Annotated in this window: 18 protein-coding genes; 10 read left to right on the forward strand and 8 right to left on the reverse strand. The window is 61.1% G+C overall.

The genetic code is table 11. From position 1 onward, the window contains the following. The first annotated feature begins 378 nt into the window (after positions 1-378). The 8 genes from HB680_RS09900 (at position 379) to HB680_RS09935 (ending at position 16140) form a co-directional block, all read left to right on the forward strand. A complete protein-coding gene (locus HB680_RS09900; protein WP_003214142.1) occupies positions 379-1902 on the forward strand; it encodes a fumarate hydratase in 1524 nt (507 codons plus the stop codon). Positions 1903-2228: 326 nt separating this feature from the next. Beyond that, positions 2229-6704, forward strand: a complete 4476-nt coding sequence (locus HB680_RS09905) for a SpvB/TcaC N-terminal domain-containing protein (RefSeq protein ID WP_213938306.1) — start codon at positions 2229-2231, stop codon at positions 6702-6704. Then, positions 6701-9553 (forward strand): RHS repeat-associated core domain-containing protein, encoded by a 2853-nt coding sequence (locus HB680_RS09910; protein WP_213938307.1) that lies wholly within the window; start codon positions 6701-6703, stop codon positions 9551-9553. Before HB680_RS09905 ends, HB680_RS09910 begins: the two co-directional genes overlap by 4 nt. A gap of 84 nt (positions 9554-9637) precedes the next feature. Then, positions 9638-11404 carry an ATP-binding protein gene (locus tag HB680_RS09915; RefSeq protein ID WP_213938308.1) on the forward strand — a complete coding sequence of 589 codons (1767 nt, stop codon included), beginning with the start codon at positions 9638-9640 and terminating at the stop codon, positions 11402-11404. Beyond that, the gene (locus HB680_RS09920; protein WP_213938309.1) at positions 11398-12729 is read left to right on the forward strand and encodes a sigma-54 dependent transcriptional regulator; all 1332 of its coding nucleotides are present in this window, start codon (positions 11398-11400) and stop codon (positions 12727-12729) included. The genes HB680_RS09915 and HB680_RS09920 overlap by 7 nt, the downstream gene beginning before the upstream one ends. A 519-nt stretch (positions 12730-13248) precedes the next feature. Beyond that, entirely contained in the window at positions 13249-14571 is a 1323-nt protein-coding gene (locus HB680_RS09925; protein WP_054045084.1) for an MFS transporter, read from the forward strand. Positions 14572-15022: 451 nt separating this feature from the next. Next, positions 15023-15256 carry a hypothetical protein gene (locus tag HB680_RS09930; RefSeq protein ID WP_213938310.1) on the forward strand — a complete coding sequence of 78 codons (234 nt, stop codon included), beginning with the start codon at positions 15023-15025 and terminating at the stop codon, positions 15254-15256. Positions 15257-15510: 254 nt separating this feature from the next. Continuing rightward, positions 15511-16140 (forward strand): flavin reductase family protein, encoded by a 630-nt coding sequence (locus HB680_RS09935; protein WP_213938311.1) that lies wholly within the window; start codon positions 15511-15513, stop codon positions 16138-16140. On the opposite strand, the gene HB680_RS09940 is transcribed toward HB680_RS09935, so the two are convergent. Then, entirely contained in the window at positions 16141-16371 is a 231-nt protein-coding gene (locus HB680_RS09940) for a hypothetical protein (RefSeq protein WP_133838145.1), read from the reverse strand. Positions 16372-16413: 42 nt separating this feature from the next. After that, complete coding sequence (locus HB680_RS09945) at positions 16414-16767, reverse strand: putative quinol monooxygenase (protein WP_054045091.1); 354 nt, start codon at positions 16765-16767, stop codon at positions 16414-16416. Positions 16768-17101: 334 nt separating this feature from the next. Between HB680_RS09945 and HB680_RS09950 the strand changes: the two genes are divergently transcribed. Continuing rightward, positions 17102-18031, forward strand: coding sequence for an AraC family transcriptional regulator (locus HB680_RS09950; protein ID WP_123508579.1), 930 nt, complete (start codon positions 17102-17104; stop codon positions 18029-18031). 210 nt (positions 18032-18241) lie between these two features. On the opposite strand, the gene HB680_RS09955 is transcribed toward HB680_RS09950, so the two are convergent. The 6 genes from HB680_RS09955 to HB680_RS09980 form a co-directional block, all read right to left on the reverse strand. Then, positions 18242-19297, reverse strand: coding sequence for an ABC transporter ATP-binding protein (locus tag HB680_RS09955; protein WP_213938312.1), 1056 nt, complete (start codon positions 19295-19297; stop codon positions 18242-18244). Between the two features lie 16 nt (positions 19298-19313). After that, positions 19314-20162 (reverse strand): ABC transporter permease, encoded by an 849-nt coding sequence (locus HB680_RS09960; protein WP_054045098.1) that lies wholly within the window; start codon positions 20160-20162, stop codon positions 19314-19316. Beyond that, positions 20159-21070, reverse strand: a complete 912-nt coding sequence (locus HB680_RS09965) for an ABC transporter permease (RefSeq protein WP_213938313.1) — start codon at positions 21068-21070, stop codon at positions 20159-20161. Before HB680_RS09965 ends, HB680_RS09960 begins: the two co-directional genes overlap by 4 nt. A gap of 188 nt (positions 21071-21258) precedes the next feature. Continuing rightward, positions 21259-22362, reverse strand: a complete 1104-nt coding sequence (locus HB680_RS09970; protein ID WP_213938314.1) for an ABC transporter substrate-binding protein — start codon at positions 22360-22362, stop codon at positions 21259-21261. 218 nt (positions 22363-22580) lie between these two features. Beyond that, complete coding sequence (locus HB680_RS09975; RefSeq protein WP_213938315.1) at positions 22581-24029, reverse strand: aldehyde dehydrogenase family protein; 1449 nt, start codon at positions 24027-24029, stop codon at positions 22581-22583. Further along, positions 24026-25663, reverse strand: a complete 1638-nt coding sequence (locus tag HB680_RS09980) for a 5-guanidino-2-oxopentanoate decarboxylase (protein WP_213938316.1) — start codon at positions 25661-25663, stop codon at positions 24026-24028. Before HB680_RS09980 ends, HB680_RS09975 begins: the two co-directional genes overlap by 4 nt. Before the next feature lie 159 nt (positions 25664-25822). On the opposite strand from HB680_RS09980, the gene HB680_RS09985 reads away from it, so the two are divergent. Continuing rightward, on the forward strand, positions 25823-26704 hold the full coding sequence (locus tag HB680_RS09985; RefSeq protein WP_213938317.1) for a LysR substrate-binding domain-containing protein: 882 nt from the start codon (positions 25823-25825) through the stop codon (positions 26702-26704). Positions 26705-26962: the final 258 nt, after the last annotated feature.

The raw sequence follows: 26962 nt of genomic DNA on the forward strand, positions 1-26962 counted from the left end.
ATCGACCTGAAAAATCCAGTCGAACTCAGGTTTGAACAGCATGAAGATCGGCCCCCTTTCCCCCTCTCCCCTCTGGGGAGAGGGTTGGGGTGAGGGGTGGATCCCAAATATGGCAACCCGATCCCGTCAACGCCCACCCTATACGACCAACGATTGACTGTCGGCGCGTGTACCCGCCACCGAGGCGCGTTATACTGCCGCGCCTTTTTAGCGTCGCGCCAGCAGCCCCGGCGTGCGAGCCCTTTGGGCCAGCTTCAAGCGATAAGCTGCAAGCGACAAGTTTAAAGCGGTGCGCAGACTGCTCTGGCTTGTTGCATGAAGCTTGAAACTTGTAGCTCCCGTTATCGAATGTTCCCGTCTTTTAGAGGAGCGCGACTCATGACCGTGATCAAGCAAGACGACCTGATTCAGAGCGTTGCCGACGCCCTGCAGTTCATTTCTTATTACCACCCCGTTGACTTCATCCAGGCGATGCACGAAGCCTACCTGCGCGAAGAATCGCCAGCGGCCCGTGACTCGATGGCGCAAATCCTGATCAACTCGCGCATGTGCGCCACCGGCCACCGTCCGATCTGCCAGGACACCGGCATCGTCACCGTGTTTGTCCGCGTGGGCATGGACGTGCGTTGGGATGGCGCCACCATGAGCCTGGACGACATGATCAACCAGGGCGTGCGCCAGGCGTACAACCTGCCGGAAAACGTCCTGCGTGCCTCGATCCTCGCCGACCCGGCGGGCGCTCGTAAAAACACCAAGGACAACACCCCGGCCGTGATCCACTATTCCATCGTTCCGGGTAACACCGTAGAAGTGGACGTGGCGGCCAAGGGTGGCGGTTCCGAGAACAAGTCGAAAATGGCCATGCTCAACCCGTCCGACTCGATCGTCGACTGGGTGCTGAAGACCGTTCCGACCATGGGCGCCGGCTGGTGCCCACCGGGCATGCTCGGCATCGGCATCGGCGGTACCGCCGAGAAAGCCGCGGTGATGGCCAAGGAAGTGTTGATGGAATCCATCGACATCCATGAGCTGAAAAAGCGCGGCCCGTCCAACCGTATCGAAGAGATGCGCCTGGAGCTGTTCGAGAAGGTCAACCAACTGGGCATCGGCGCCCAGGGCCTGGGTGGCCTGACCACCGTGCTCGACGTGAAGATCATGGATTACCCGACCCACGCCGCTTCGCTGCCGGTGTGCATGATCCCGAACTGCGCCGCCACCCGTCACGCACACTTCGTGCTCGACGGTTCCGGCCCGGCCTCGCTGGAAGCACCACCGCTGGACGCCTACCCGGAAATCGTCTGGGAAGCCGGCCCGTCGGCCCGTCGCGTCAACCTCGACACCCTGACCCCGGAAGATGTGCAGAGCTGGAAACCGGGCGAAACCGTGTTGCTCAACGGCAAGATGCTCACCGGTCGCGACGCCGCGCACAAGCGCATGGTCGAGATGCTGAACAAGGGTGAAACCCTGCCGGTGGACCTGAAAGGTCGCTTCATCTATTACGTCGGCCCGGTTGATCCGGTGCGCGAAGAAGTGGTGGGGCCTGCCGGTCCGACCACCGCGACGCGGATGGACAAGTTCACCCGGCAGATCCTCGAGCAAACCGGCCTGCTGGGCATGATCGGCAAATCCGAGCGCGGTCCGACCGCCATCGAAGCGATCAAGGACCACAAAGCCGTTTATCTGATGGCAGTCGGCGGCGCGGCTTACCTGGTGGCACAAGCCATCAAGAAATCCCGCGTCGTGGCCTTCGCCGAACTGGGGATGGAAGCCATCTACGAGTTCGACGTCAAAGACATGCCCGTGACTGTTGCGGTCGATAGCAAGGGCGAGTCGGTACACATCACCGGTCCTGCCATCTGGCAGAAAAAGATCAGTGAAAGCCTGGCGGTAGAAGTGCAGTAAGCGCTCCTCCCGCCACAGACGGCCGGGTCATCTCCCCAGATGATCCGGCCTTTTTTTTGCCGATTGCTGCAACACCACAACCCCCTTGTGGGAGCGGGCTTGCTCGCGAAGGGGTCATTACATTCAACATCCATGCTGACTGACCCACCGCCTTCACGAGCAAGCCCGCTCCCACAGGGGATTGGTGTTGATTGTTATAAACAAGCACGCCATGCAACCCATTCGTTCTAGCAATCCCGCCCCCACCTGTCAGATCTGACAGGTTACGAAGCCGCTTCGTCTTGATAGCGTTGATCCACCGCGAACTCCTTTGCCGGATCAATAAAATGGAAGACCCAGCGTCGCTAAGCATCACCACGCCCTCCATTTCCCGCACCGCCTCGATTGCCATGGTGGGTAAAAGTGGTTCGGTCGGCTTTACCGGCAGTGCCTCGTTTGCCTTGCCGCTGCCATTGTCCCCCGGACGCGGTTTCGACCCAGGCCTGACCTTGAGCTACGACAGCCAGACCGGCAACGGTCCCTTTGGCATCGGCTGGGGCGTGAACAGCAGCGCCATTTCCCGTCAGACCAACAAGGGTGTGCCGCGCTACCTCGACGACGATGTGATGATCGGCCACGACGGCCAGCAGTGGCGCCCTGAACGGGATGCTCAAGGGGAGATCAAGTCCCGGATCGAAACCCAATACCGTGGTGTGATGATTGGCCCACACAGCGTGGTGCGTTATTTCCCCCGCGTCGAAACCCGCTTCGAGCTGATCGAGTTCTGGCGTTCCGGCGTCAACCCTGAAGGTTTCTGGCTGGTGCACGGTATCGACGGCAGCCTGCACCTGTTCGGCAAAGCCAATACCGCGCGTATCACAGACCCGCAAGCTCCACAGCGCGTGGCCTCCTGGCTGTTGCAGGAAAGCCTGAACGCCCGTGGCGAGCACATCGGTTACGAGTACAAGGCCGAGGACACCACTCAAGCCCCCGACCAGCCCCACGACTATCGGGCCCAGCGCTACCTGCATCGCGTGCTCTATGGCAACGTCGAGGCCAACAGTCATTTGTATGGCTGGGATGCACCAGCATCAGCGGCGTGGCACTTTCATCTGCTGTTCGACTACGGCGAACGCTCTCTGGATCGAGAACAGAAACCACCGTTTGATGCACCGGGTGAGTGGCTGATCCGCAGCGATCCGTTTCACACGTACGGTGACGGCTTCGAAGTGGGCACCCGGCGCCTGTGTCACCAGGTATTGATGTTCCATCACTTCCCTTCGGAGCTGGGGCCAACGCCGGCGCTGGTCCAACGCCTGTTGCTGGAATACCGCCCCACTTCGCTGGGCTACAGCCAATTGGTGGCCGCGCACTATCAGGCCTATGACGCCAGTGGCGCGGTGGAAAACCGGCCACCTCTGGAGTTCGATTACTCGGCGTTCGAACTCAATACCCAACCGACGGCATTCTTTGCATTCGACAACATGCCCGGCCTTGAGGGCGAGCAGCGCTACCAGTGCGTCGATCTGTTTGGCGAGGGCTTGCCGGGGTTTCTGTGCCGCTACGACCAGGCCTGGTACTACCGCGAACCGTTGCGCGCCGAGCCCGGTGGCGATGGCGTCGCGTATGGCCCATGGATGCTACTCAGCACACTACCGCGCGCCGATCGCAACAAACCGGTGCATCAGACCCTGACCGATCTGACCGGTGACGGGCGCCTGGACTGGATCATCGCCCAACCGGGTGCGAGCGGTTTTCACACGCTCAACCCGGATCGCAGTTGGTCCGGGTTTATTCCGTTCGATGCGTTCCCGGTGGAGTTTTTCCATACGTTGGCGCAAATGGGCGACTTGTCCGGCGATGGCCTCAGTTCCCTGGCGCTGATCGGCCCCCGGAGCGTGCGCCTGTACGCCAACCGTCGCAAGAACGGTTTTGCCAAGGGCCAGGACGTACCCCACGACGCCGAGGATGACCGCTTGCCGCTGTCCAGCGACTCGCCCGGTGAACTGGTGTTTCTCGGCAATATGCTCGGCAGCGACATGAACGACTTGTGCCGCATTCGCCACAATGAAATCAAATGCTGGCCGAACCTCGGTCACGGACGATTTGGCCGGGGGTTTGTGATGAGCGCCCTGCCCTTCGCGTACGCCGGGTTCGACGCCGCCCGGGTGCGGATTGCCGACCTCGACGCCTCCGGGGCGCCGGCGCTGATTTACCTCAACAGCGACGGTTTCGATATCTACTACAACCGGGGTGGCAATGGTCTGGAACAAACCCCGCTGAAGGTGTCCTGGCCCGAAGGGGTGCGTTACGACAACCTGTGCCAGGTCACCCTCGCCGACCTGCAAGGCCTGGGCTGCGCCAGCCTGATCCTGACGGTGCCGCACATCAAGCCGCGGCACTGGCGCTATGACTTTGTGCAGGCCAGGCCTTACCTGTTGAACTCAAGCAACAACAACATGGGCTGCTTCACGCAGGTGACGTATCGCAGTTCGGCGCAAGCGTGGCTGGATGAAAAGGCTCAGTTGCTCCAGCGCAACGTGTCCCCGGTGTCGTATCTGCCGTTCCCGGTTCAAGCCGTCAGTCAACAGACGCAAAAAGACGAAATCACCGGCAACACCCTCACCCAAACCCTCACCTACCACCACGGTTACTACGACGGTTTCGAACGTGAGTTTCGCGGCTTCGGTCTCCTGTGCCAGACCGACAGCGAGGCCAGCGGGGACGACGGCGACAGCGGTTTTACCGCGCCGGCGCGGGTGTGCACCTGGTTTCATACCGGACGGTTGGTGAACATGCCGCGCGAGGGTTATTTCGAGCGTGATCCCGAGGCCCGGCCGCTGGGCGATACGCTGTTCTGTCGCTACCACGCCAGCGATGGCTTCGATGAACCCGTCACCCCGGATGAGCCCACCGCCCGTGAAATCGCCCGGGCCCTTGCCGGCACTGTGTTGCGCACCGAAACCTATGGGCTGAACGACGACCTGCCGTATCAGGTGCAAGAGCAGCGCTATAAAGTCCGTGAACTGCGGGGCTTCGATACGCTCCCGCCCCACGCGACCCTGTTGCCTGCGCTGCTGGAAACCATCAGCTACCAGTACGAACGTTTCATCGATGACCCACTGTGCCGCCACGACATCACCCTGAGCCTGGATGCCTTTGGCCAGCCGACGCACTCCCTTACCGTGCACTACGCCCGACGCAAAACCATACTCGACGCACCACCGTTCGAGGATCCGGACGAGCAAGGCTGGTGGCGCGACGCCCATGATCCGGCGCAACAGGCGTATTACCTGAACGAAACCCGGGCCGAATTCATTCACCTGACCGATCCACAAGGTTGGCGATTGGGGTTGCCGTATCGCCAGCGCAGCAACGCTTTGAAGTTGCCCAAGGGTTCGTTGCCGTCAGGGCTCAACCCCGACGCCATCAGCTATGAGCGGATGCTCGAGCATCACAACAGCGCGGTCTGGAACAACGGACGGGAGCTGACCCAGCAATCGGTGCAGCGCTACCTCAAAACCGCTGATCGCAGCACGTTGCTCCCGGACGGCAGCGCAGAGTTCGAAGCGCTGGTTGCGCCCCTGGAGCTCGCGCAACTGGATGAAACGGCACTCAACGCTTACAACACGCTACCGCCGCCGTTCGACATCCGGGCAGAACTGGAACAGATCGGTTTTGCCCCCATGCCGCTGTTTCTTGAACCCGACGCAGAAGAAGACCAGAAGAAAAACCTCTGGTCCGCCCTCTATACATTTGCCGAATACGCCGAGCTGTCTGACTTCTATACAGTCCGCCGATACAAGGAAACCCAAAGCCATGGGCTTACCCAGGCTGATTACGACCCCTATCGCCTGGCAATCGTGCGGATCGAGCTACCGGACGGCTGCACCACCCGCGTCGAATATGACTACCACGCGTTGCAACCGCTGCGCATCATCGATGCCAACGACAACGTTCAGGAAGCACTTTACGAACCGTCGGGACAGCCGCTGGCCATCAGTTTCTACGGCACTGAAAACGGTGAACCCGTCGGCTTCAGGCCTTTGAGCGAATACGTTCGCCCCGAGTCGCCGCTGCCAGCCCCGGCCATCGACAACCCTCCGGCCGCGCTGCAAAAAGCGGCCAGCGTATTACGCAAGGACCTGTTCAGCTGGATGGGCCAGCTCGACGAATCGGCGAGGCAGACACCGGACTGGCTGGCAGGCTGGATCGCCGAAGGCTACGTGTTGCCCAGCCTGCATATTCGCGCCAACGCCCGGGTGCGCCTGACCCGGCTCAAGTCCCGGACCTCGGCGCAACAGGCGCTGAAGGACATGATCCGTGCCACACCGCGTGAACCGGTACACAGCGTGGTGCTCACCGCCGATCGCTATCACGATGATCCGTTGCAACAGATCCAGATCACCAAGGCCTGCGTGGATGGCTTCGGTCGGGCGTTGCAAACCCAGCAAAAGGTCGAGCCGGGGATCGCCTACAGCGTCGATGAAAATCTCGAACTGGAACTGGTAGACGGCCAACCGCTGGAGCAACAGGCCGACCCGCGCTGGCGGATCAGCGAGCGCGTGGAATACAACAACAAGGGCGCGGTAACGCGGGTATTCCGCCCGTATTTCTGCAACACCCATGGCTACATCCGCGATCAGTCGTTTCGGTTGTTCGGTTATCACGACCAACAGTTCTACGACCCGCTGGGGCGCCCGATCAAAGTGATCAGCGCCAAAGGTTATGAGTCTTTTGAAACCCTGCATCCCTGGTATCGCGCCAGTCACGATTTCAACGACACCGCGCCTGCCGATGAATCACAGGCGCTGGAACCATGACGGCCTCCGTGCATTGGCGCACCCCGTCGCTGGCGGCGAATGACAGCCGCGGTCTGCCCGTTCGCCAAGTGGCCTACCTGCGCAGCGTGGCCGGTGCGGCGGCGCAAGCACTCATCACTCGCCAGCACCACGACACCGTGGGCCGACTCGTCGAACAATGGGACCCACGGCTTTTCGAGAGCGCATCGAAACCCAACCTTTGCACAATCTATCGGCTGTCCGGCGAAGCCATCCATGTCGACAGCGTCGATGCCGGCTGGCGCCTGAGCCTGCCGGGCGTGGCCGGTGAAGTGCGGCAACGCTGGGACGCACGGGGCAATCAGTGGCAAACCACCTACGACCATCAACTGCGGGTGATCGCTCTCCAGGAAAATGCGCAGCCGAATGTCGAGCGCTTCACCTATGCCGACGTCACGGCGGATGCCGGGCACAACCTGCGCGGGCAACTGATAGCACAAATCGATCCGTCGGGCAGCCTGAGCGTCGACAGCTACAGCCTGGCCGGTCAGGCGTTGATTGACCACCGAGCCTTCGCCGGCGGGCCGTCTTATCGCAGCCGCCGCACCTTCAGCGCGCTGGGCGTCGTGCTAGAGCAAACCGACGCGCAGGATCATCAGCAGTTGTTTGGCTACGACATCGCCGGGCAACTCAAGCAAGTGCACCTGCGCCTTGACCCGGCCGGCGCGGTTCAAGCCATCCTCAGCGACGCCCACTACAACGCCGCCGGCCAGTTGATCGAACAGCACACCGGTAATGGCGTGGTCAGCACGTGGGACTATAACCCGGCCAATGGTTGGCTCAGCCGACAGCAAGCGCGCTTGCCCGACCAACCGGCCGTGCAAAACCGCAGCTACCGCTACGACCGGGTCGGTAATGTGCTGGCCATCGATGATCTGGCCTTTACCCCGGTGTTCTTCGCCAACCAGCGCGTTGACGGCCATCGCGCGTTCAGTTACGACTCCCTGTACCAATTGATCAGCGCCACCGGTTTTGAAACCGAAACGCCGAATCTGCGCCCCGGTCTGCCGACACCGGTCACACCCATCGACACCGGCAACCTCTACAACTATGCCCGGCGCTATGAATACGACGCCGGCGGCAACCTGACGACCCTGCGCCATGTACGCGCGGGCAACAATCACACGCAAACTCTGCGCATCGCCCCCGACAGCAACCGTGGCGTGCGCTGGGCCGAGGGCGATCCAGCACCGGTATTCGATGACCACTTCGACGCCCACGGCAACTTGCGGTTACTGCAAAACGGCCAGCCGCTGACCTGGAACAGCCGCGATCAATTGGCCGTCGCGCGGCTGGTGGAACGCAGCGGCGGCCAGAACGATGAGGAAACCTACGTCTACAGCCAGGGCCAGCGCATCAGCAAGCGACTGGTGACCCAGGCCCAAGCGGTGAGCCACGTGCGCCAGGTGCGCTACTTGCCTGGGTTGGAAATTCGCACGCTGGACGACGCCGAAGAACTGCACGTCATCACCCTGGGCAATGTCCGTTGCCTGCACTGGGTCAAGGGAAAACCGGCGGCCATCGAGCAGAATCAATTGCGCTACAGCCTCGACGACCACCTGGGATCCAGCACGCTGGAACTGGACCGCAATGGCGCGCTGATCAGCCAGGAAATCTACTACCCCTTCGGCGGCACCGCGTGGTGGGCGGCGCGTTCGGCGGTGGAGGTCGACTACAAGACGATTCGCTATTCGGGCAAGGAAATGGACGTCAGCGGGTTGTATTACTACGGCGCGCGGTATTACGCGCCGTGGTTGCAGCGCTGGGTGAGCTCCGATCCGGGTGGGGATGTGGATGGGCTGAACCTGTATGGGTTCGTGGGAAATAATCCGTTGCGCTATGTCGACCCTGAAGGCGGAGCCAAAGCGGAAAGTGTGATTACCCTCTACGCGGGGTTCATTTCCATGCTCGGTGGCTTTACCGAGACCACACGCCAACAGCTCCATGGCGTCGTCCGGCAGAAGAACATCAAGCGCAACCTGATGATGAATTTTGCGAGCGCGGCGACCTTCGGAATCCTCGGCTATGAAGTTGGCAACATCGGCGGTGGACAAGTCGGCCAACTCATTGCGGACGTCCCTCACGCGACCAGCGTCGGCGGCACATCACGATTGCCATACATCGAAGCGGCAACCGGCGGCAATCTTGGTGGGGACATTGCCGGTTCAATGACAGACTCGCTGACGGAACTGGGCGGCGCACTGGCAGACAAGACTCAACGTCTGGGCGGTCGCGCAGCAAACCTTGCTGGAAACATGGGGCGGGTGGGCCCGCTCATTCCACAAACCTCGACGATGTCTGTGGCCGCGATCGATAGCGCGTTGGGCATCCCCGATGCCGCCAACGAAATACAGCCCATCTGGAACAGCATCAAGGATGAGTTGATTCATCCGGCGCTGGACTCAATCCTCAATCCGGATTTCGCCGTCGGTCGGGCGCTGGGCGCGTGGATATCGATTCTCCCCGGCGCCCTCAATGTGTTTCAACGGGCGGTAGAGGCCGAAGACATCAAGAACCGGCTCGACCCGGTCAAGATCGCAAAAATCGAAAGCATGTTCGCTGAGTGGGAAAGCGCTACCTTGCAACGCAGCGCCTGGATGGAAGCCGCTTTCGACGCACTGGGCAGCAACGTTGTCCACCTGGATCCCGGCCCCAATGGCGCGCGCGCGCCGATTACTCGGGCAGGATTGCAACAGGCAACCACAGAAACGCTTCATAGCATCCGTCACCTGCAAGGGGTCATGACTGACTATAAGGTGGCCGGCAGCACGGATAATCAGTTTTCGCTGAAGCAAAGAATGGCCGGCGCCAGAAAGACTTCGCGAAGATGACTGCCGTCCAAAACACCTGCCGGTGAACGGCGTCAAGTCTGCATGCTATCGTGCGCGCCCGTACTGCTGACTGTATACGACGCCATGCCTGCGACATCCCGAACCCTGCGCCTGACGCTTTACACCCTGCTGATCGTTGCCGGCGCGGTTCTGGCGGCAGGTCTGGCCATGCGCCACGCCGAACGCCAGGCGTTGGAAGACGACGCCGCCCGCGCCAACCAGCAACTGGCGCTGTACGCCAATTCCCTGCACACCTTGATCGACCGCTACCGCGCCCTGCCCGCCGTGCTGGCGCTGGACCCGGAATTGCGCTCGGCCCTCGATGGCGCGGTGAGCCCTGAACAGCAGGACCTGCTGAACCGCAAACTGGAAAAGATCAACGGCGCCGCGCAGTCCTCGACCCTGGAACTGCTCGACCACACCGGCTTCGCCGTGGCCGCCAGCAACTGGCGTTTGCCCAGCAGTTACGTCGGCCACAATTACGGCTTCCGCCCTTACTTCAGCCAGACCCGTACCCAAGGCACCGGGCGTTTTTATGCGGTCGGCGTGACCAGTGGGATTCCCGGTTATTTCCTCTCCAGTGCGGTGACCCGCGACAACGGCGAGTTCCTCGGCGCCATGGTGGTGAAACTCGAATTCCCTGAGCTTGAGCGGGAATGGCGCCAGGGCTCCGACACCCTGCTGGTCAGCGATGCTCGCGGGATTATCTTTATCGCCAACCAACCGGGCTGGCGCTATCGGCAGTTGCAACCGTTGAGCGACAGCGATCACGCCGAGCTCAAGGCCACCCGCCAATACGACAAACAACCGCTGACGCCGCTGAAGTACCAATCGGTGCGGCGCTTCGATGACAACAGCGATCTGGCCCGGGTCGATGGCCCCGACGGCACGGCGGATTACCTGTGGGAATCCCTGCCGCTGCCCGCCGAAGGCTGGACCTTGCACCTGTTGCGCCGCCCGCAAGTCGCGTTCGAAGACAGTCGCAATGCTGGCCTCGCAGCCGCCGGGTCGTGGTTGGCGCTGGTGTTTTTGCTGCTGTTCCTCAACCAGCGCTGGCGCCTGGCGAAAATGCGCCAGCGCAGCCGTGAAGAGCTGGAACAACTGGTGGAAGAACGCACCCGCGACCTGCGCACCGCCCAGGATGGCTTGGTGCAATCGGCCAAACTCGCGGCGCTGGGGCAGATGTCGGCGGCGCTGGCCCATGAAATCAATCAACCGCTGACCGCGCAACGCATGCAGCTTGCAACGCTGAGGCTGCTGCTCGATCACGGCCGCGTCGATGACGCCTACAAGGCGCTGAAACCGGTGGACGACATGCTGACGCGCATGGCGGCGCTGACCGGTCACCTGAAAACCTTCGCCCGCAAAAGCCCCAGCGGCTTGCGCGAACGCCTGGATCTGGCGGCAGTGGTCGATCAATCCTTGCAACTGCTAGACGCACGGCTGCGCGACGAAAACGTCAGCACCGTGCTGCACCTGACGCGCCCGGCCTGGGTGCGTGGCGATGCGATTCGCCTGGAACAGGTGCTGATCAACCTGCTGCGCAACGCCCTCGACGCCGTGCACGACAAACCCTGCAAACGCGTGGAAATCCGCCTCGAAGCCGATGAGCAACTGTGGCGCCTGAGCGTTTCCGACAATGGCGGCGGAATTGCCGAAGAACACCTGCCGAACGTGTTCGATCCGTTCTTTACCACCAAACCGGTGGGGGATGGCCTCGGTCTGGGGCTGGCGGTATCGTTTGCCATCGTGCACGAATCCGGCGGACGCTTGTCGGCGGATAACCACGACAACGGTGCTGTGTTCACCATGACGCTGCCGATCGACCTGGAGGTGCCCGTCTCATGCTGAATTCGGTGATGGTGGTCGACGACGAAAGCAGCATTCGCAGCGCCGTCGAACAATGGCTGAGCCTGTCGGGTTTCGAAGTGCAGTTGTTCAGCCGCGCCGATGAATGCCTGGCGCAGTTGCCGGCGCATTTCCCCGGAGTGATCCTCAGCGACGTGCGCATGCCCGGCATGACCGGCCTGGAGCTGTTGGCCGAAGTGCAGCGCCGGGATGCCGACTTGCCGGTGATTTTGCTCACGGGCCACGGCGATGTGCCGATGGCGGTCGAAGCCATGCGCGATGGCGCCTACGACTTCCTGGAAAAACCCTTCAGCCCGGAAACCCTGCTCGGCAGCCTGCGCCGGGCCCTGGAAAAACGCCGGTTGGTCCTGGAAAACCGTGCGCTGCACCTCCAGGCCGATAACCGCGCCAAACTTGACGCCACTCTGCTCGGCGTGTCCCGTGGCTTGCAGACGTTGCGGCGGCAAGTGCTGGATTTGGCGACGTTGCCAGTCAACGTGCTGATCCGTGGCGAAACCGGCAGCGGCAAGGAATTGGTCGCCCGTTGCCTGCATGACTTCGGCCCGCGTGCGGACAAGCCGTTCGTGGCGCTGAACTGCGCGGCGATTCCCGAGCAGTTGTTCGAGGCCGAGTTGTTCGGGCATGAGAGCGGCGCGTTTACCGGCGCTTCGGGCAAGCGCATCGGTAAGCTCGAATACGCGGATGGCGGCACCTTGTTTCTGGATGAAATCGAAAGCATGCCGCTGGCGCAGCAGGTGAAGTTGTTGCGGGTGTTGCAAGAGCAGAAGCTGGAGCGGCTGGGCTCGAACCAGAGCATTCGCGTGGACTTGCGGATCATCGCCGCGACCAAACCCGACCTGCTGGACGAAGCCCGGGCCGGGCGCTTTCGCGAGGATTTGGCGTATCGTTTGAACGTCGCCGAGTTGCGCCTGCCACCGTTGCGCGAACGCCGTGAAGATATTCCGTTGTTGTTTGAAACCTTCGCGCAGAACGCCGCCGAACGCCTGGGCCGAACCTTCCCTCCATTGAGCGGCCCGCAACTGAGCCATCTTCTAAGCCACGACTGGCCAGGCAATGTGCGGGAACTGGCCAACGTGGCCGAGCGCCAGGTGTTGGGGCTCGGTGAGCCGGAACCAATGGGGATCGACCCGGGGCAGTCACTGGCGGCGCAACAGGAAGCCTTCGAAGCCCATTGCTTGCGCGCGGCGTTGACGCGGCACAAGGGCGATGTGAAAGCGGTGCTTGAGGAGCTGCAACTGCCGAGGCGCACGTTCAATGAAAAGCTGCAGCGGCATGGGCTGACCCGGGAGATGTTTTTGGGGGAGTGAGTTTTCCCCGTGGATCTGCGGTGTTGCTGGAATCCAGCCCCTCACCCCAGCCCTCTCCCCAAAGGGGAGAGGGGAAAGGGAGCAGATCTTCGCTGTTTTCAAGGCCTGAGTTCGGCTCGATATTTCAGGTCGATGTAGCGCTAAGTACAACTCGGTCAGCCCCATCGCCCCTTTGGGGAGAGGGGAAAGGGAGCAGATCTTCACTGTTTTCAAGGCCTGAGTTCGGCTCGATATTTCAGGTCGATGTAGCGCTAAGAACAACTCGGTCAGCCCCCTCGCCCCTTTGGGGAGAGGGTTGGGGTGAGGGGTGGTTCCCAAGTTGAAATACACATCGCCGAATCACACCACAATGAGCGGAAATCCGCTCACTCCTTCAGCCCTGTCGGCAAAATTCCGCTCAACACTTTACAGACACCCCCTCTAATCCGGCCCTCCGCTCTTTGGCACACCTCCTGCTATAGCCCTTGCAGGCTGCGTTTACACGCGCTCCACAAAAACAATTAAACGAAGGATCCTTCAATGGATAACTCCAACGCCCTGCCCCTCGGGTCGGCCGTCGCGCCTGCCAAAGAAAGAACCACCGCCAGCCGGATCAAATCGATCTTCAGCGGCTCGGTCGGCAACATGGTTGAGTGGTACGACTGGTACGTCTACGCCGCGTTCTCCCTGTACTTCGCCAAGTCCTTCTTCCCCGCCGGCTCTTCTACCGCACAGCTTATGAATACAGCGGCGATCTTCGCCGTGGGCTTCCTGATGCGTCCGATCGGTGGCTGGTTGATGGGCCTCTACGCCGACCGCGCCGGTCGTAAACGCGCATTGATGGCCTCGGTGTACCTGATGTGCTTCGGCTCGCTGCTGATCGCCCTGAGCCCCAACTATGAAACCATCGGCATCGGCGCGCCGATCCTGTTGGTGTTCGCGCGCTTGCTGCAGGGCCTGTCGGTCGGTGGCGAATACGGCACCTCGGCGACCTACCTCAGCGAGATGGCGACCAAGGAACGTCGCGGCTTCTACTCCAGCTTCCAGTACGTCACGCTGATCTCCGGCCAGCTCATCGCGTTAGCGGTGCTGATCGTGCTGCAACAGGTGCTGACCACCGAACAGCTGTACGCCTGGGGCTGGCGCATCCCGTTCGCCATCGGCGCGTTGTGTGCGGTCGTCGCGCTCTACCTGCGTCGTGGCATGGAAGAGACCGAGTCGTTCAATAAGGTCAAGAAAGAGAAAAAAGAAAGCGCCATGCGCACGCTGATGCGCCACCCGAAAGAGCTGATGACCGTGGTCGGCCTGACGATGGGCGGCACCCTGGCGTTCTACACCTACACCACCTACATGCAGAAATACCTGGTGAACACCGTCGGCATGAGCATCACCGACTCCACCAGCATTTCGGCGGCTACGCTGTTCCTGTTCATGTGCCTGCAACCGATCATCGGCGGCTTGTCGGATAAGGTCGGTCGCCGGCCGATCCTGATCGCCTTCGGCGTGCTGGGTACGCTGTTTACCGTACCGATCCTGACCACCCTGCACACCATCCAGACATGGTGGGGCGCGTTCTTCCTGATCATGGCGGCGCTGATCATCGTCAGCGGCTACACCTCGATCAACGCGGTGGTCAAAGCCGAACTGTTCCCGACCGAGATCCGTGCCCTGGGCGTTGGCTTGCCGTATGCGCTGACCGTGTCGATCTTCGGCGGTACCGCGGAATACATCGCGCTGTGGTTCAAGAGCATTGGCATGGAAACCGGTTACTACTGGTATGTCACCGCGTGCATCGCCGTGTCGCTGCTGGTGTACGTGACCATGAAAGACACCCGCAAGCATTCGCGGATCGAGACGGACTGACCGCAACATTTGTAGTGTTTGTACCGGCCTCGTCGCGGGCAAGCCTTGCTCCTACAGATATGAGTCGTTCGTAGATCCTGCGAACGACACAAGACCTGTAGGAGCAAGGCTGGCCCGCGATGACGGCATCTCGGTCTCAAGCCAAGCCCCGCTAAATCCCCTCCAGCAAAATCTTTCACCACCCTGTGCATCCATCCTCCCCAGCCCCACGTATATCCATTGCAGCCCCCAAAACCAACACGGCCCAGGGACATGAAAAAACTGTTACCCGGGATTAATCACCGGTTAATGCTCCAAACGCATCCTGCCCCTGTCTGATCGATTCATTGCGATACGCCCGCTCAAGCCCTGAAAGCGCAAACATTTGGCGGCCTTAACATCTAATTAATCGATGCTTTTTAGCCTTAATTTGCAGTCTCAAATCAACTTTATCGAATATGGAGTCATGATCATGAAAACCAAACTGTTCCTCGCCCTGGCCCTGACCGTACTGGCGGCCAACACCTACGCTGCCGATGGTTCCGACAAAACCGGTACCGCAGACTTTATCTCTGGCGCTACGGCTGCCATCGAGCAAACCCACTCGACCGCTGTCGCCTCGGATGGTTTTGATCACACCGGCACGGCAGGTGCGATCGCCTCTGACGGCTTTGATAAAACCGGCACGGCGGGTGCCATCGGTTAACACCTGGAGGGATTGAACAGCCCGGCTTCGGCCGGGCTTAGTCATTTATGGGGTAACCAAAATGCCAAAACCACCGCAGAACCTGTGGGAGCGGGCTTGCTCGCGAATTCGGTGTGTCAGGCAACATCAATGCTGACTGATACGGCCTCTTCGCGAGCAAGCCCGCTCCCACAGGGTTTTGTGTCTGACTGGAAATTCGCGGCGTGCCCTTGCACTATGGCCGCATCCCGAACACCGCCCCAGGAACCCCCAGCATGCCCGACGACATCCACTACTACGAACCCGCCAACGGCCACGGCCTGCCCCATGACCCGTTCAACGCCATCGTCGGCCCGCGTCCCATCGGCTGGATTTCTTCGCAAGACGCTAACGGTCACCTGAACCTGGCGCCCTACAGCTTCTTCAACGCTTTCAACTACATTCCGCCGATCATCGGGTTCTCCAGTGTTGGGCGCAAAGACAGCCTGAACAACATCGAACAGACCGGCGAATTCGCCTGGAACCTCGCGACCCGAGCACTGGCCGAGCAGATGAACCAGAGCTGCGCCATGGTCCCGCCTGACACCAACGAATTCGAGCTGGCCGGACTGACTCCCGCAGCCTCGACAATCATTCAGGTGCCACGGGTCGCCGAAAGCCCGGTGTCCTTCGAATGCAAGGTCACGCAGATCATTCAGTTGCAGCGCGCGGACGGGAATGTGGTGCCGAGCTGGCTGATTCTCGGCGAAGTGGTCGCCGTGCATATCGCCAAGTGGCTGTTGAAGGACGGGGTGTACGACACCGCCGCGGCAGAACCGATTCTGCGCGGCGGCGGGCCGGCGGATTACTTTCAGCTGGGACCAGAGGCATTGTTCAAGATGTACCGCCCGGGGGCGAAGAAATAACTACCAGATCAAATCGCTGTCTTCGCTGACGCCTTTGAGCTTGGTCAACTCCAGCGCCGCTGCTTCATCGGCATCGCGAGCAGTCGTGAAGGTTTGTTCTTCGAGCAGTTTGTGAAAACGCGGAGCACCGCTGCCACCGATGGCTTTGACGGCGATCGCAGCGTAATAACCGCCTTCGCGGGGTACTACGGCTGATACGGCTTCGAATGTTTCAAAGGCTTTGCGTGCCATGTCGCGCATCCTGGCTAAGTTGAGATTGCCGCCATTAAACCCTCAACCGACCAATTTGTGCACCTGTGCTTTGGTCTGACCCAAAGCCTGGGCAGCCGAGACGTCCTTGAAGGTATGGAAATCCAGGCTGTTGACCACCAGGTCCTGCACCAGGTCGGCGAACACTTGCATGGCGGGGGTGCTGAAGTACGCGGTCATGGCCTGTTGGTGGGTCCAGAAGCCAGACACCAGCCAAAGGTCGGGATCACATTGTGAGTGTTGCAGGGCAAAGCTCAGGCAACCGCTGGCTGAGCGTGATGGCTCGATCAACGCGCTCAGGCGTGCACCGAGTTCCGCCGAACGCCCGGCGCGGGCACGAACGAAGGCCATATGGCTGACGGGAATCTGCGTAGACATGTTCAACCCTCCCAAGGAGTTGCGAGGCAGCCAGGGACGGGCTGCGACAGGATCCAAGATTAGGCGGCGCGGCAGGGTGGCCGTTAGTCGATTCCTGCCAGCTTGTTGCACAATCCTGCGAGGATGCGTGAATGGGTCTGAAACGGCGCCCCAGACATGTCTCGTCGATGACACAGCGATTTCAAGCAAGTTTCAGCCCGGCGACACTGCTCTAGCAACGCCGCGAAACAACTCCATGCAGAATCAGGCAAGCATCAGGCAGGATGTGTCTACCGCTGTCGATTGCACAAACTTAAGCTCTGCCCATCCACAACGCCTCACCGAGGAGCCCCGCATGTCGTCGTTCGATCACTTTGAAGCCCCGCTGGACGCCGACATGGAGAAACAGCGCGAGGAACTGGCCGCGATCATCCGCCGCAATACGACGGAGGATGGCAATTATGCGACTGCCGTCGGTTCGCTGTTCATGGGTCGCTACAGCCAGACCCATCAGTTTTCACCGGGGCTGGCGCAACCGGCGCTGTGCATCATGGCCCAGGGGCGCAAGGAAGTTCGGCTGGTCGATGAGGTCTTCACGTACGACCCACTCAATTACCTGGTGGTTTCGGTGTCGATGCCGGTGAGCGGCCGCGTGGTCACCATCACCTCCGAAGAGCCAATTCTCTCCATACGCCTGGACATCGACCCGGCGGAAATCACCGCGCTGATCGCCGACGCCGGGCCCATGGGCGTGCCCACCCGCCCCACCGGGCGCGGCTTGTACGTTGAACGACTGGACGCTGCGATGCTCGACGCTGTGCTGCGCCTGGCCCGTTTGCTCGACACCCCGAAAGATATCGCCATGCTCGCGCCATTGATTCGCCGGGAGATTCTGTATCGCCTGTTGCGCAGCCAGCAGGGGCATCGCCTGTATGAAATCGCCATCGCCAACAGCCAGAGCCATCGCATCAGCCAGGCGATCAAATGGCTTAACGGCCACTATGAACAGCCGCTGCGCATCGATGATCTGGCGAAGGAAGTGAACCTGAGTGTGTCGACGTTGCATCACCGGTTCAAAGCGATGACGGCGATGAGTCCGTTGCAGTATCAGAAGCAGTTGCGCTTGCAGGAAGCCCGGCGCTTGATGCTTGCCGAAGGGCTGGAAGCGTCGGCGGCGGGGTATCGGGTGGGGTATGAAAGTCCGTCGCAGTTCAGCCGGGAGTACAGCCGGTTGTTCGGGGCGCCGCCGTTGAGGGATTTGGCGCGGTTGCGGTTGTCGGTTTGAGTTTTGGGTTGGTATCAAGAGCCACCCCTCACCCCAGCCCTCTCCCCAGAGGGGAGAGGGGGAAAGGGAGCAGATCTTCATGCTTTTCAAGACCTGAGTTCGACTCGACTTTTCAGGTCGATGTAGCTCCAAGAACAACTCGGTCAGCCCCCTCGCCCCTCTGGGGAGAGGGTTGGGGTGAGAGGTGGATCGAAAGGCAGAAACCCGATATCAGACGCTGAGTACGCGGCAAGCCTCCGCCGGCAATGTCACCGAAACCGGATTCCCAATACTCAACCCAACCCCCTGACACGGCGTGCTCAACGCGGTAAACGACACCCCGGAACACTCCACCGTCGTCTCGATCGTCGCGCCGATGTCCCGCACAAACGTCACCTTGCCCAACAACCGATTCCCCGCCGTGGCTTGTGGCTGCGACAGTTGCAGGTCTTCCGGGCGAATCAGCATCTTGATCTTCTCCCCCACCACAATGCTGCTGCAGATCGGCACTTCCAAGGCATCGCCACCCGGCAATCCAACCTTGCCATTGCCCAGCGCCGTGGCCGGGAAGATGTTGCCGGAACCGATAAAGTCCGCGACAAACTCATTCGCCGGGTGCCGATAGATTTCAATCGGCGTGCCCACTTGCTGCACCTTGTGCTCACCCAATACCACAACGATATCAGCCATGGTCATCGCTTCGCGCTGATCGTGGGTCACCATGATGGTGGTGATGTTCAGGCGTTGTTGCAGTTGACGGATTTCCACCTGCATCGATTCACGCAACTTGGCGTCCAGCGCCGACAGCGGTTCATCGAGCAGCAGGATTTTCGGCCGCGAGGCAATCGCCCGGGCAATCGCCACGCGCTGACGTTGGCCACCGGAGAGTTTCGCCACCGGGCGATCAATCATTTCCTTCAGCTGAATCAGTTCCAGCAACTCCACCACCCGCGCCTGCTGATCAGCCTTGCCCACGCCGCGCAGTTTCAGCGGATAAGCGATGTTCTCGCCCACCGTCATGTGCGGAAACAGCGCCAGGGACTGGAACACCATGCCGAAGTTACGCAAGTGCGCCGGGGTGTGGCCGATGTCCTCGCCGTCCAGGCGAATCTCGCCGCCGGACAAGGTTTCGAGCCCGGCGATCATCCGCAGCAAGGTGGTTTTGCCGCAACCCGACGGGCCGAGGAAACACACCAGTTTGCCCTCGGGCAAATGCAGGTTTACATCCTTTACCGCGCAGGCCGAGCCGTAATGTTTCTCGACGTTTTCCAGAATCAGACCAGACATAAATCACCTCAAGAAATCAGAACGAAACGCCACCTTCACCAACCAGCTTCTCCAACGCCCAGATCAGGACGAAGTCGATCAGCACGATCAGCACGGCAAACGAGAAAACGGTAGGGTCCAGCGAAGACACGGTGCGGCTGTACATCCAGATCGGCACGGTCATGACGTCGATGGTGTAGAGGAAATAGGTCACGGTGAATTCGTTGAACGAGACGATGAACGCCAGCAGCATCCCCGCCAGAATCCCCGATTTCATCAGCGGCACCACCACATCGACAATCGCCCGGGTCGGTGAGGCGCCGAGCATTTGCGCGGCCTCTTCGACTTCGCTGCCGATGGAAAGCATCGCCGCCGTGCAGTTTTTCACCACGAAAGGCAACGCCAGGATCACGTGGGCAATCACCAGCCGCGAGGTGGTTATCTGGAACGGCAGGCTGTCGAACACCAGCAGCAGCGCGAGGCCCAACACCACCATCGGGAACACCAGCGGCAGCGACATCAGTTGCAGGGCCACGGCTTTGCCACGGAATTCGCAACGGGTCAGGGCATAAGCCGCCGGCACCGCGATGATCGTGGCGAAGACCATGGTCAGGCACGCGACCATCAGGCTGGTGGTCATGGCTTTGCCGAGGCTCAGCACATCGCTGGCGTCCGGCGACACAAAGGTGTGCCAGGCCGCGCGATACCATTGCAGGCTGTAGCTGCTGGGCGGGAAGTCGAGGTTCGACGCGCCGCTGAACGACATCACGATCATGGTCAGGATCGGCAACACCGCCAGCAGCAGGATGAAACCGGACAGGATGCCGGCGAACTTGCCGGTTTCGCCCGGCAACAGGCCATAACGTTTCTTGGTCAACGTACTCATTGCGAAGCCTCCAGCATGCGCCGACGACGGCCCGTGATGTATTCGGACAAGGTCATGATTGCCAGCGTCGTGACGATCAACACCACACCGGCAGCGGACGCAGCGGGCCAGTTCATCAGCGGGGCGATCTGGTCATGCACCATCACCGCCAACATCGGCACCCGGCGACCGCCGAGCAGCAACGGCACCACGAAGCTGCTGGCGTTGTAGGCGAACACCAACGTCGCGCCGGTGATGATCCCCGGCAAACTCATCGGCAACACCACTTGGCGAAACACCTTGAAGCGACTGGCACCGAGGGTCGCGGCGGCTTCTTCATAAGTCCGCGCGACGCCGCGCATGGCGCTGGCAATCGGCAACACGGCCAAAGGGAACGCGGTTTGCACCAGGCCCATCAACACGCCGTTCTGGTTGTACAGCAGCATGATCGGGCGCTTGATCAGGCCCAGGCCCAGCAGCGCCTGATTGAGCATCCCGGCCGGACCGAGAATCACCAGCCAGCCGTAGCTTTGCAGCAGCAGGTTGACCAGCAGCGGCAGCAACACCGCCGCAAGGAAAATCCGCCGCACGAACGGCGAGGTCAGGCGCGACATGGTGTAAGCCACCGGGATCGCCAACAGCACCGCGATCACCGCGCTGAACAACGCCAGGCGCAACGTCAGCATCAGGGATTTGAGGTAGTAGGGTTCCAGTAACTGCGCGTAACTGGCCAGGCTGAACCCGGTCCATTCCGCGCCCTTGGTGCCGACGCTCATGCGCAGCACCAACAGGCTCGCGGCAATCAACACGCCGAGAAACAGCATCGACGGCGACAGGAAAATCCAGGCGCGGGTGGTCGGCGACACACCCCGGCGCATAGGCGCTGGCGCGGCGGCGACCGGATGAGTCAGATGGGGTTGGTGTTCCATAGCAAGGGTCTCGTCAATGGAAGATCAATTGCGCAGCGATGCCGAAGTGCTAACCCGATCCCTGTAGGAGCTGCCGAAGGCTGCGATCTTTTGATCCTGGTCTTTTCCAAGCCATATCAAGATCAAAAGATCGCAGCCTTCGGCAGCTCCTACAGGGGGATTCGGTGCCGCTTCAGACCTTGCGCAGATCAGGAAGAAAAGATTTCCGTGTAGCGACGAATCCATTGGTCATGCACGGTGGCCAGGAAGGCGTTGTCGTGCATGATCGCCTTGTCGGCAATCTGCTCTGGCGTAAGGATGAACGGGCTCTTGCGCGCTTCAGCGGAGATGATTGCCTTGGCGTTGACCGGGCCGTTGTAGATGTCTTCGGCCATCTTGCCCTGCACCAGCGGGTCCAGGGAGTGGTTGATGAAGGCGTAGGCGAGGTCGGTATCGCCCGGGCGATTCTTCGGCATCACCGAGAGCATCAGGTCGGTGTAGAAGCCTTCCTTCATGCCGAACGTGGCGCCGAGGCCGTAGTTCGGATCGCGGATCTGTTTCGGGAAAAACGCCGGGGCGTAGAGGCCGCCCATGTCCAGGGAACCGGTGCGGAACAGCTCGGCAATCTGGTTCGGGTTTTCGCCCAACGTGACGACGCGATCCTTCAACTCGGCGAGTTTCTTGAAGCCCGGCTCGATGTTGTGTTCGTCACCACCGGCCAGTTTGGCGGCGATGATGATCAGGTCCATCGCTTCGGTCCAGTTCGGCGGCGGCAGGAAAATATTCGGCGCCAACTCGGCATCCCACAGCGCGGCGTAACTGGTTGGCGCTTCGGTCTGGGTACGGGTGCTGTAGACCAGGCTGTTGCACCACAGCAGGTAACCGATGCCGTGACCGTTGGCGCCCGTGCGGTATTTCTCCGGCACGTCCACCAGATTGGGGATGCGGTTGAGGTCGGGTTTTTCCAGCAAGTCGGCGGCGGCCAGGCCTTCGGCGCCGACGCCGGCCAAGGTGATGATGTCGTACTGCGGACGATCACCACCGGCCTTGAGTTTGGCGACCATTTCCGAGGTGCTGCCGGTGCGGTCAGCGATGACCTTGCAGCCGTACTTGGCTTCGAAGGTCGCCGCGATGTTGCGCAGTGCCGCGAGCCCGGTGTCATCGGACCAGGTCAGCAAACGCAGGGTCTTGCCCTGGAAGCGAGTGTCGCTGGCGTTGGCCCGGATGAAGGGCATGCTCATGGCCGCCGCAGCTACCGACGCCACGCCCACGGTTTTGATGAATTGACGTCTGTTCAGATCATGCTCGCCCATGAAGGACTCCCTTTGTTTTTTTAAGTATGAGGTTGGTCGCAACCGTTGCATCCGCGCGGCCAGACCAGCGTGAAGTCCCCGGTTTCAAAGGACTTGCACTGAGCCGACGGGTTCATCCTGAGGTCGTGCAAAACACCTGACTATCGATAAAAACTCATTGAAGCCATGACGCTGGCGCATGCCTCAGAACGAGGCATGCGCTCACCTTTTTCGAGCGTCTAGACCGCCCGAATCACATGTTTGATTTCCTGGAATGCCTGCAAACCCCACGGCCCCAACTCGCGGCCGAGGCTGCTCTGTTTGTAGCCACCCCAAGCGGTCTGCGGGAAGATCACTTGCGGCGCGTTGATCCACACAAGGCCCGCCTGCAGGGCGTTGGCGACCCGATCCGCGGCTTCAACATCACGGCTGACCACGCTGGCCACCAGGCCGAACTGACTGTCGTTGGCCAGGGCAATCGCCTCGGCTTCGGAAGCAAAACTGCGCACGCAAATCACCGGGCCAAAGATCTCTTCGCACCACAGCGCACTGTCGAGGGGCACTTCGGTGAAGATTGTCGGCTGCAAAAAATATCCGCGCGGCAGATCGGCTGGGCGATTGCCGCCGCAAATCAGCTTGGCGCCCGCACTCAAACCGCGATCGATGTGGCCAAGCACGCGCTGGTATTGCGCCTGATTGACCAGCGCGCCCATTTCGACGTTCGGGTCGAACGGGTCGGCCACGCGAATCGCCTCGGCCCGAGCCTGCAAACGAATCAGGAATTCATCCGCCAGTTCATCGGCGACCAGCACGCGGCTGGTGGCGGAACACATCTGTCCGGCGTTGAAGAAGCCACCGCCGCAGGCGACTTCAACCGCCAGTTCGAGGTCGGCGTCCTTGAGCACCAGCAGAGAGGACTTGCCGCCCAGTTCCAGGCTCACGCCTTTCACGGTTTCGGCGGCGCGTTGCATCACCTGAACGCCCACGGCGTTGCTGCCGGTGAAGGAAATCTTGGCGATGCGCGGATCCGCCGACATCGGCGCGCCGACCGCCAGGCCCGTGCCGCACACCAGGTTGAACACACCTTTAGGCAAACCGGCCTCGGCGATGATCGCGGCCAATTCCAGTTCCGGCAGCGGCGTGACTTCCGACGGTTTGAGCACTACGCAGCACCCGGCGGCCAGGGCCGGGGCGAGTTTCCACGCGGTGGTGACCATCGGGAAATTCCACGGCACGATCAGGCCGACCACACCGCACGGCTCACGGCGCAGGCGCGCGCTGAAGTCGTCGCTCGGCAATTCGACGGCGCTGTCCTGCTTCGCGTCGAGGCCTTCGGCCAGACCGGCGTAATACTCGAATGTGGCGATCACGTCATCGACGTCGATGGCGGCTTCGAACAGCGGTTTGCCGTTGTTGCTCGACTGCAAATGCATCAACTGTTCGCGACCGGCCGCGACGCCAGCAGCGATGCGGCGCAGGATCGCGCCACGCTCCGCGCCGGTGGTTTTCGACCAGTCCTTGAAGGCAATGGTCGCAGCGTTGACGGCTTGATCAACGGCGGTTTCATCGCCGCCATTCACGGTGGTCAGCAACGCTTCGGTGGCCGGATTGATTACACGCAAGTGTTCTTGACCAGCGGACCATTGGCCGTCGATGTACAGGCCATCCAACGTGGTTGGAAAACTCATTTCGAAACCGCCTTCATCCACTGGGTCTGGTCGATTTCGATCAGGGTCGGGCCCTGGCGATCCGTGGCGGCACGCAAGGCGCTGCGCAGTTGCTCGACACCGTTGACCGCTTCCGCCGCGCAGCCCAATGCTTTGGCCACACCGATAAAGTCCGGGGTGTAGATGTCCACGCCCACCGGTTCGATGGCGCGGTTGACCATGTATTTCTTGATCTCTTCGTAGCCCTGGTTATTCCACAGCAGCACGATCACCGGCGTGCGCGCTTCCACAGCGCTGGCCAGTTCCGGCAAGGTGAATTGCAGGCCGCCGTCGCCGATCAGGCAAACAACGGGAGGACGCGAGCCGCCCTCGACGCTGCCGCCAAGCCAGGCGCCAATCGCCGCCGGCAAGGCGTAACCCAAGGTGCCGTAACCGGTGGACGAGTTGAACCAGCGGCGCGGACGCTCGGGGTTGAACGTCAGGTTGCCGGTGTACACCGGTTGGGTCGAATCGCCGACGAACACCGCGTTGGGTAATTCGTGGAGCACGGTTTCGAGGAACCGGGTCTGGGCCAGGGTCGGCGCATCCCAGGTCGCGGCCAGTTCTTCACGCAGGCGAGCGGCGCGTACCTGGCCCCAATCGTTGCGGCGCTCGGCCAACGACTTGTGAGACAACGCACTGAGCAAGGCTTGGGCGGCGTTGCGCGAGTCGGACACCAGCGCCACGTGCGGCGGATAGTTGCGCACGGTCTGGTCCGGGTCGATGTCGACGCGCAGCAGTTTGCCGGGGATTTCGAAGCCGCCGGCGAAGGTCACGTCGTAGTCGGTTTCGGCCAGTTCAGTGCCGATCGCCAGCACCACGTCGGCCTCCGCCACCAGCGCGCGGGTGGCGACCAGGCTTTGGGTCGAACCGATCAGCAGCGGATGGTTGGACTCAAGCATGCCTTTGGCGTTGATGGTCAGCGCGACCGGTGCGTCGAGCAATTCCGCCAGTTCCGTCAGCTCGGCGGCAGCGTCGATGGCGCCACCACCGGCCAGGATCAGTGGACGTTTGGCGCCCGCCAGCCATTCGGTCATGCGCGACACGGCGCTCGGCGCGGCACCGGCGCGGTCGATATTGACCGCAACGCTGGCGAGCAAGTCGTCAGCCTCTTCGACCAACACGTCCAACGGAATTTCGATGTGCACCGGACGCGGACGACCGGCCTGGAACAGCGCGAACGCACGGGCCAATACGCCCGGCAACTCCGACGCCGACATCAGGGTGTGGGAGAACGCGGCCACGCCGCCGACCAGGGCGCTCTGGTTTGGTAGCTCATGCAACTTGCCGCGCCCGCCGCCCAATTGATTGCGGGTCTGCACGCTGGAGATCACCAGCATCGGGATCGAATCCGCGTAGGCCTGGCCCATCGCCGTGGTGATGTTGGTCATGCCCGGGCCGGTGATGATGAAGCAAACGCCCGGTTTGCCGCTGGTGCGGGCATAGCCGTCGGCCATGAAACCGGCGCCCTGTTCGTGACGCGGAGTGACGTGGTTGATGCTCGAACGGGCCAACCCGCGATACAGCTCAACGGTATGCACCCCGGGAATGCCGAACACCTGCTCGACCCCGTAGTCTTCGAGTAACTTGACCAATACTTCGCCGCACGTCGCCATGTCTTTGCCCTTCTTGTTCGTTTGAGACGCCGGGCCTGCGCAGTGTTTATGATGCGAAGGCAAGCCCAGGGATGGCCTCATTGGAACGGGCGACACGTAGCCGCAACAATGGATAAAAAGTCATACTAGCCATGTCCTCACGTCATACCTTGGGTCCTCATGAAACGACTGCCTCCCCTGCCCGCCCTGCACACTTTTCTGATCACCGCACAGTGCTGCAACTTCACCCGGGCCGCCGAGCAGTTGCACATCACCCAGGGCGCGGTGAGTCGGCAGATCGCCGGGCTGGAAGATCATCTCGGTTATGAGTTGTTCATCCGCCAGGCCCGAGGCCTTGATTTAACGGCGGAAGGACGGGAATGGCTGCCACGGGTGCAGCAGATTTTCGGCCTGATCGGCGAGGCGGTGGAACAGATCGGCGCCAAGCGCGAAACCCTGCAACTCAAGGCCCCGACCTGTGTGATGCGCTGGTTGTTGCCACGCCTGATGCAATGGCAAAAGGAACGCCCGGACGTGCCGGTTGAACTGACCACGACGGTGCGCCACGGCGTGGATTTTCATCGCGAGCAGTTCGACGCGGCGGTGATTTACGGCGTACCGCCAGAGACGTCACTGGCGTCCCATCGGCTGTTCGATGAGCAACTGACGCCGGTCTGCTCCAAGCCGTACCTCGAAGGACCGGCGCCCTTGCAGGCGCCGGAAGATCTGGAACAACACATGCTGCTGCACCCGACCCGCGACGAACGGGACTGGAAAGCATGGCTGGCCAGCGCCGATGTGCACTTGAACAATGTCAGCAAGGGTCAGCACTTCGAAACACTGGATTTGGCGATGTCGATGGCGTCCCAAGGGACGGGCGTGGCGATTGGGGACTGGTCGTTGATCGGCGACGATTTGAGCGCCGGACGGCTGGTCATGCCGTTTGAATTGAAGGTGAAAACCGGGTTGGGCTATTACCTGGTCCTGCCGCAGAAACCGGCACCTTCGCCGAAGTTGCAGGAATTGTTGGGGTGGTTGGTGGAGCAGGCGCAGGCTCGGTGATGTGGGTGATGTGGGGTGTCATTGCGATCCACCCCTCACCCTAACCCTCTCCCCAGAGGGGCGAGGGGACTGACCGAGTTGTTTATTCGAGCTACATCGACCTGAAATATCGAGTCGAACTCAGGTTTGAAAAAACGCAGACCTACTGCGATCAAACGCCGAACTCAGGTTTGAAAAAACGCAGACCTACTGCGATCAAACGCCGAATTCAGGTTTGAAAAAACGCCGACCTACTGCGATCAAACGCCGAATTCAGGT

The organism is Pseudomonas sp. dw_612 (assembly GCF_018449725.1).
Lineage (GTDB): Bacteria > Pseudomonadota > Gammaproteobacteria > Pseudomonadales > Pseudomonadaceae > Aquipseudomonas.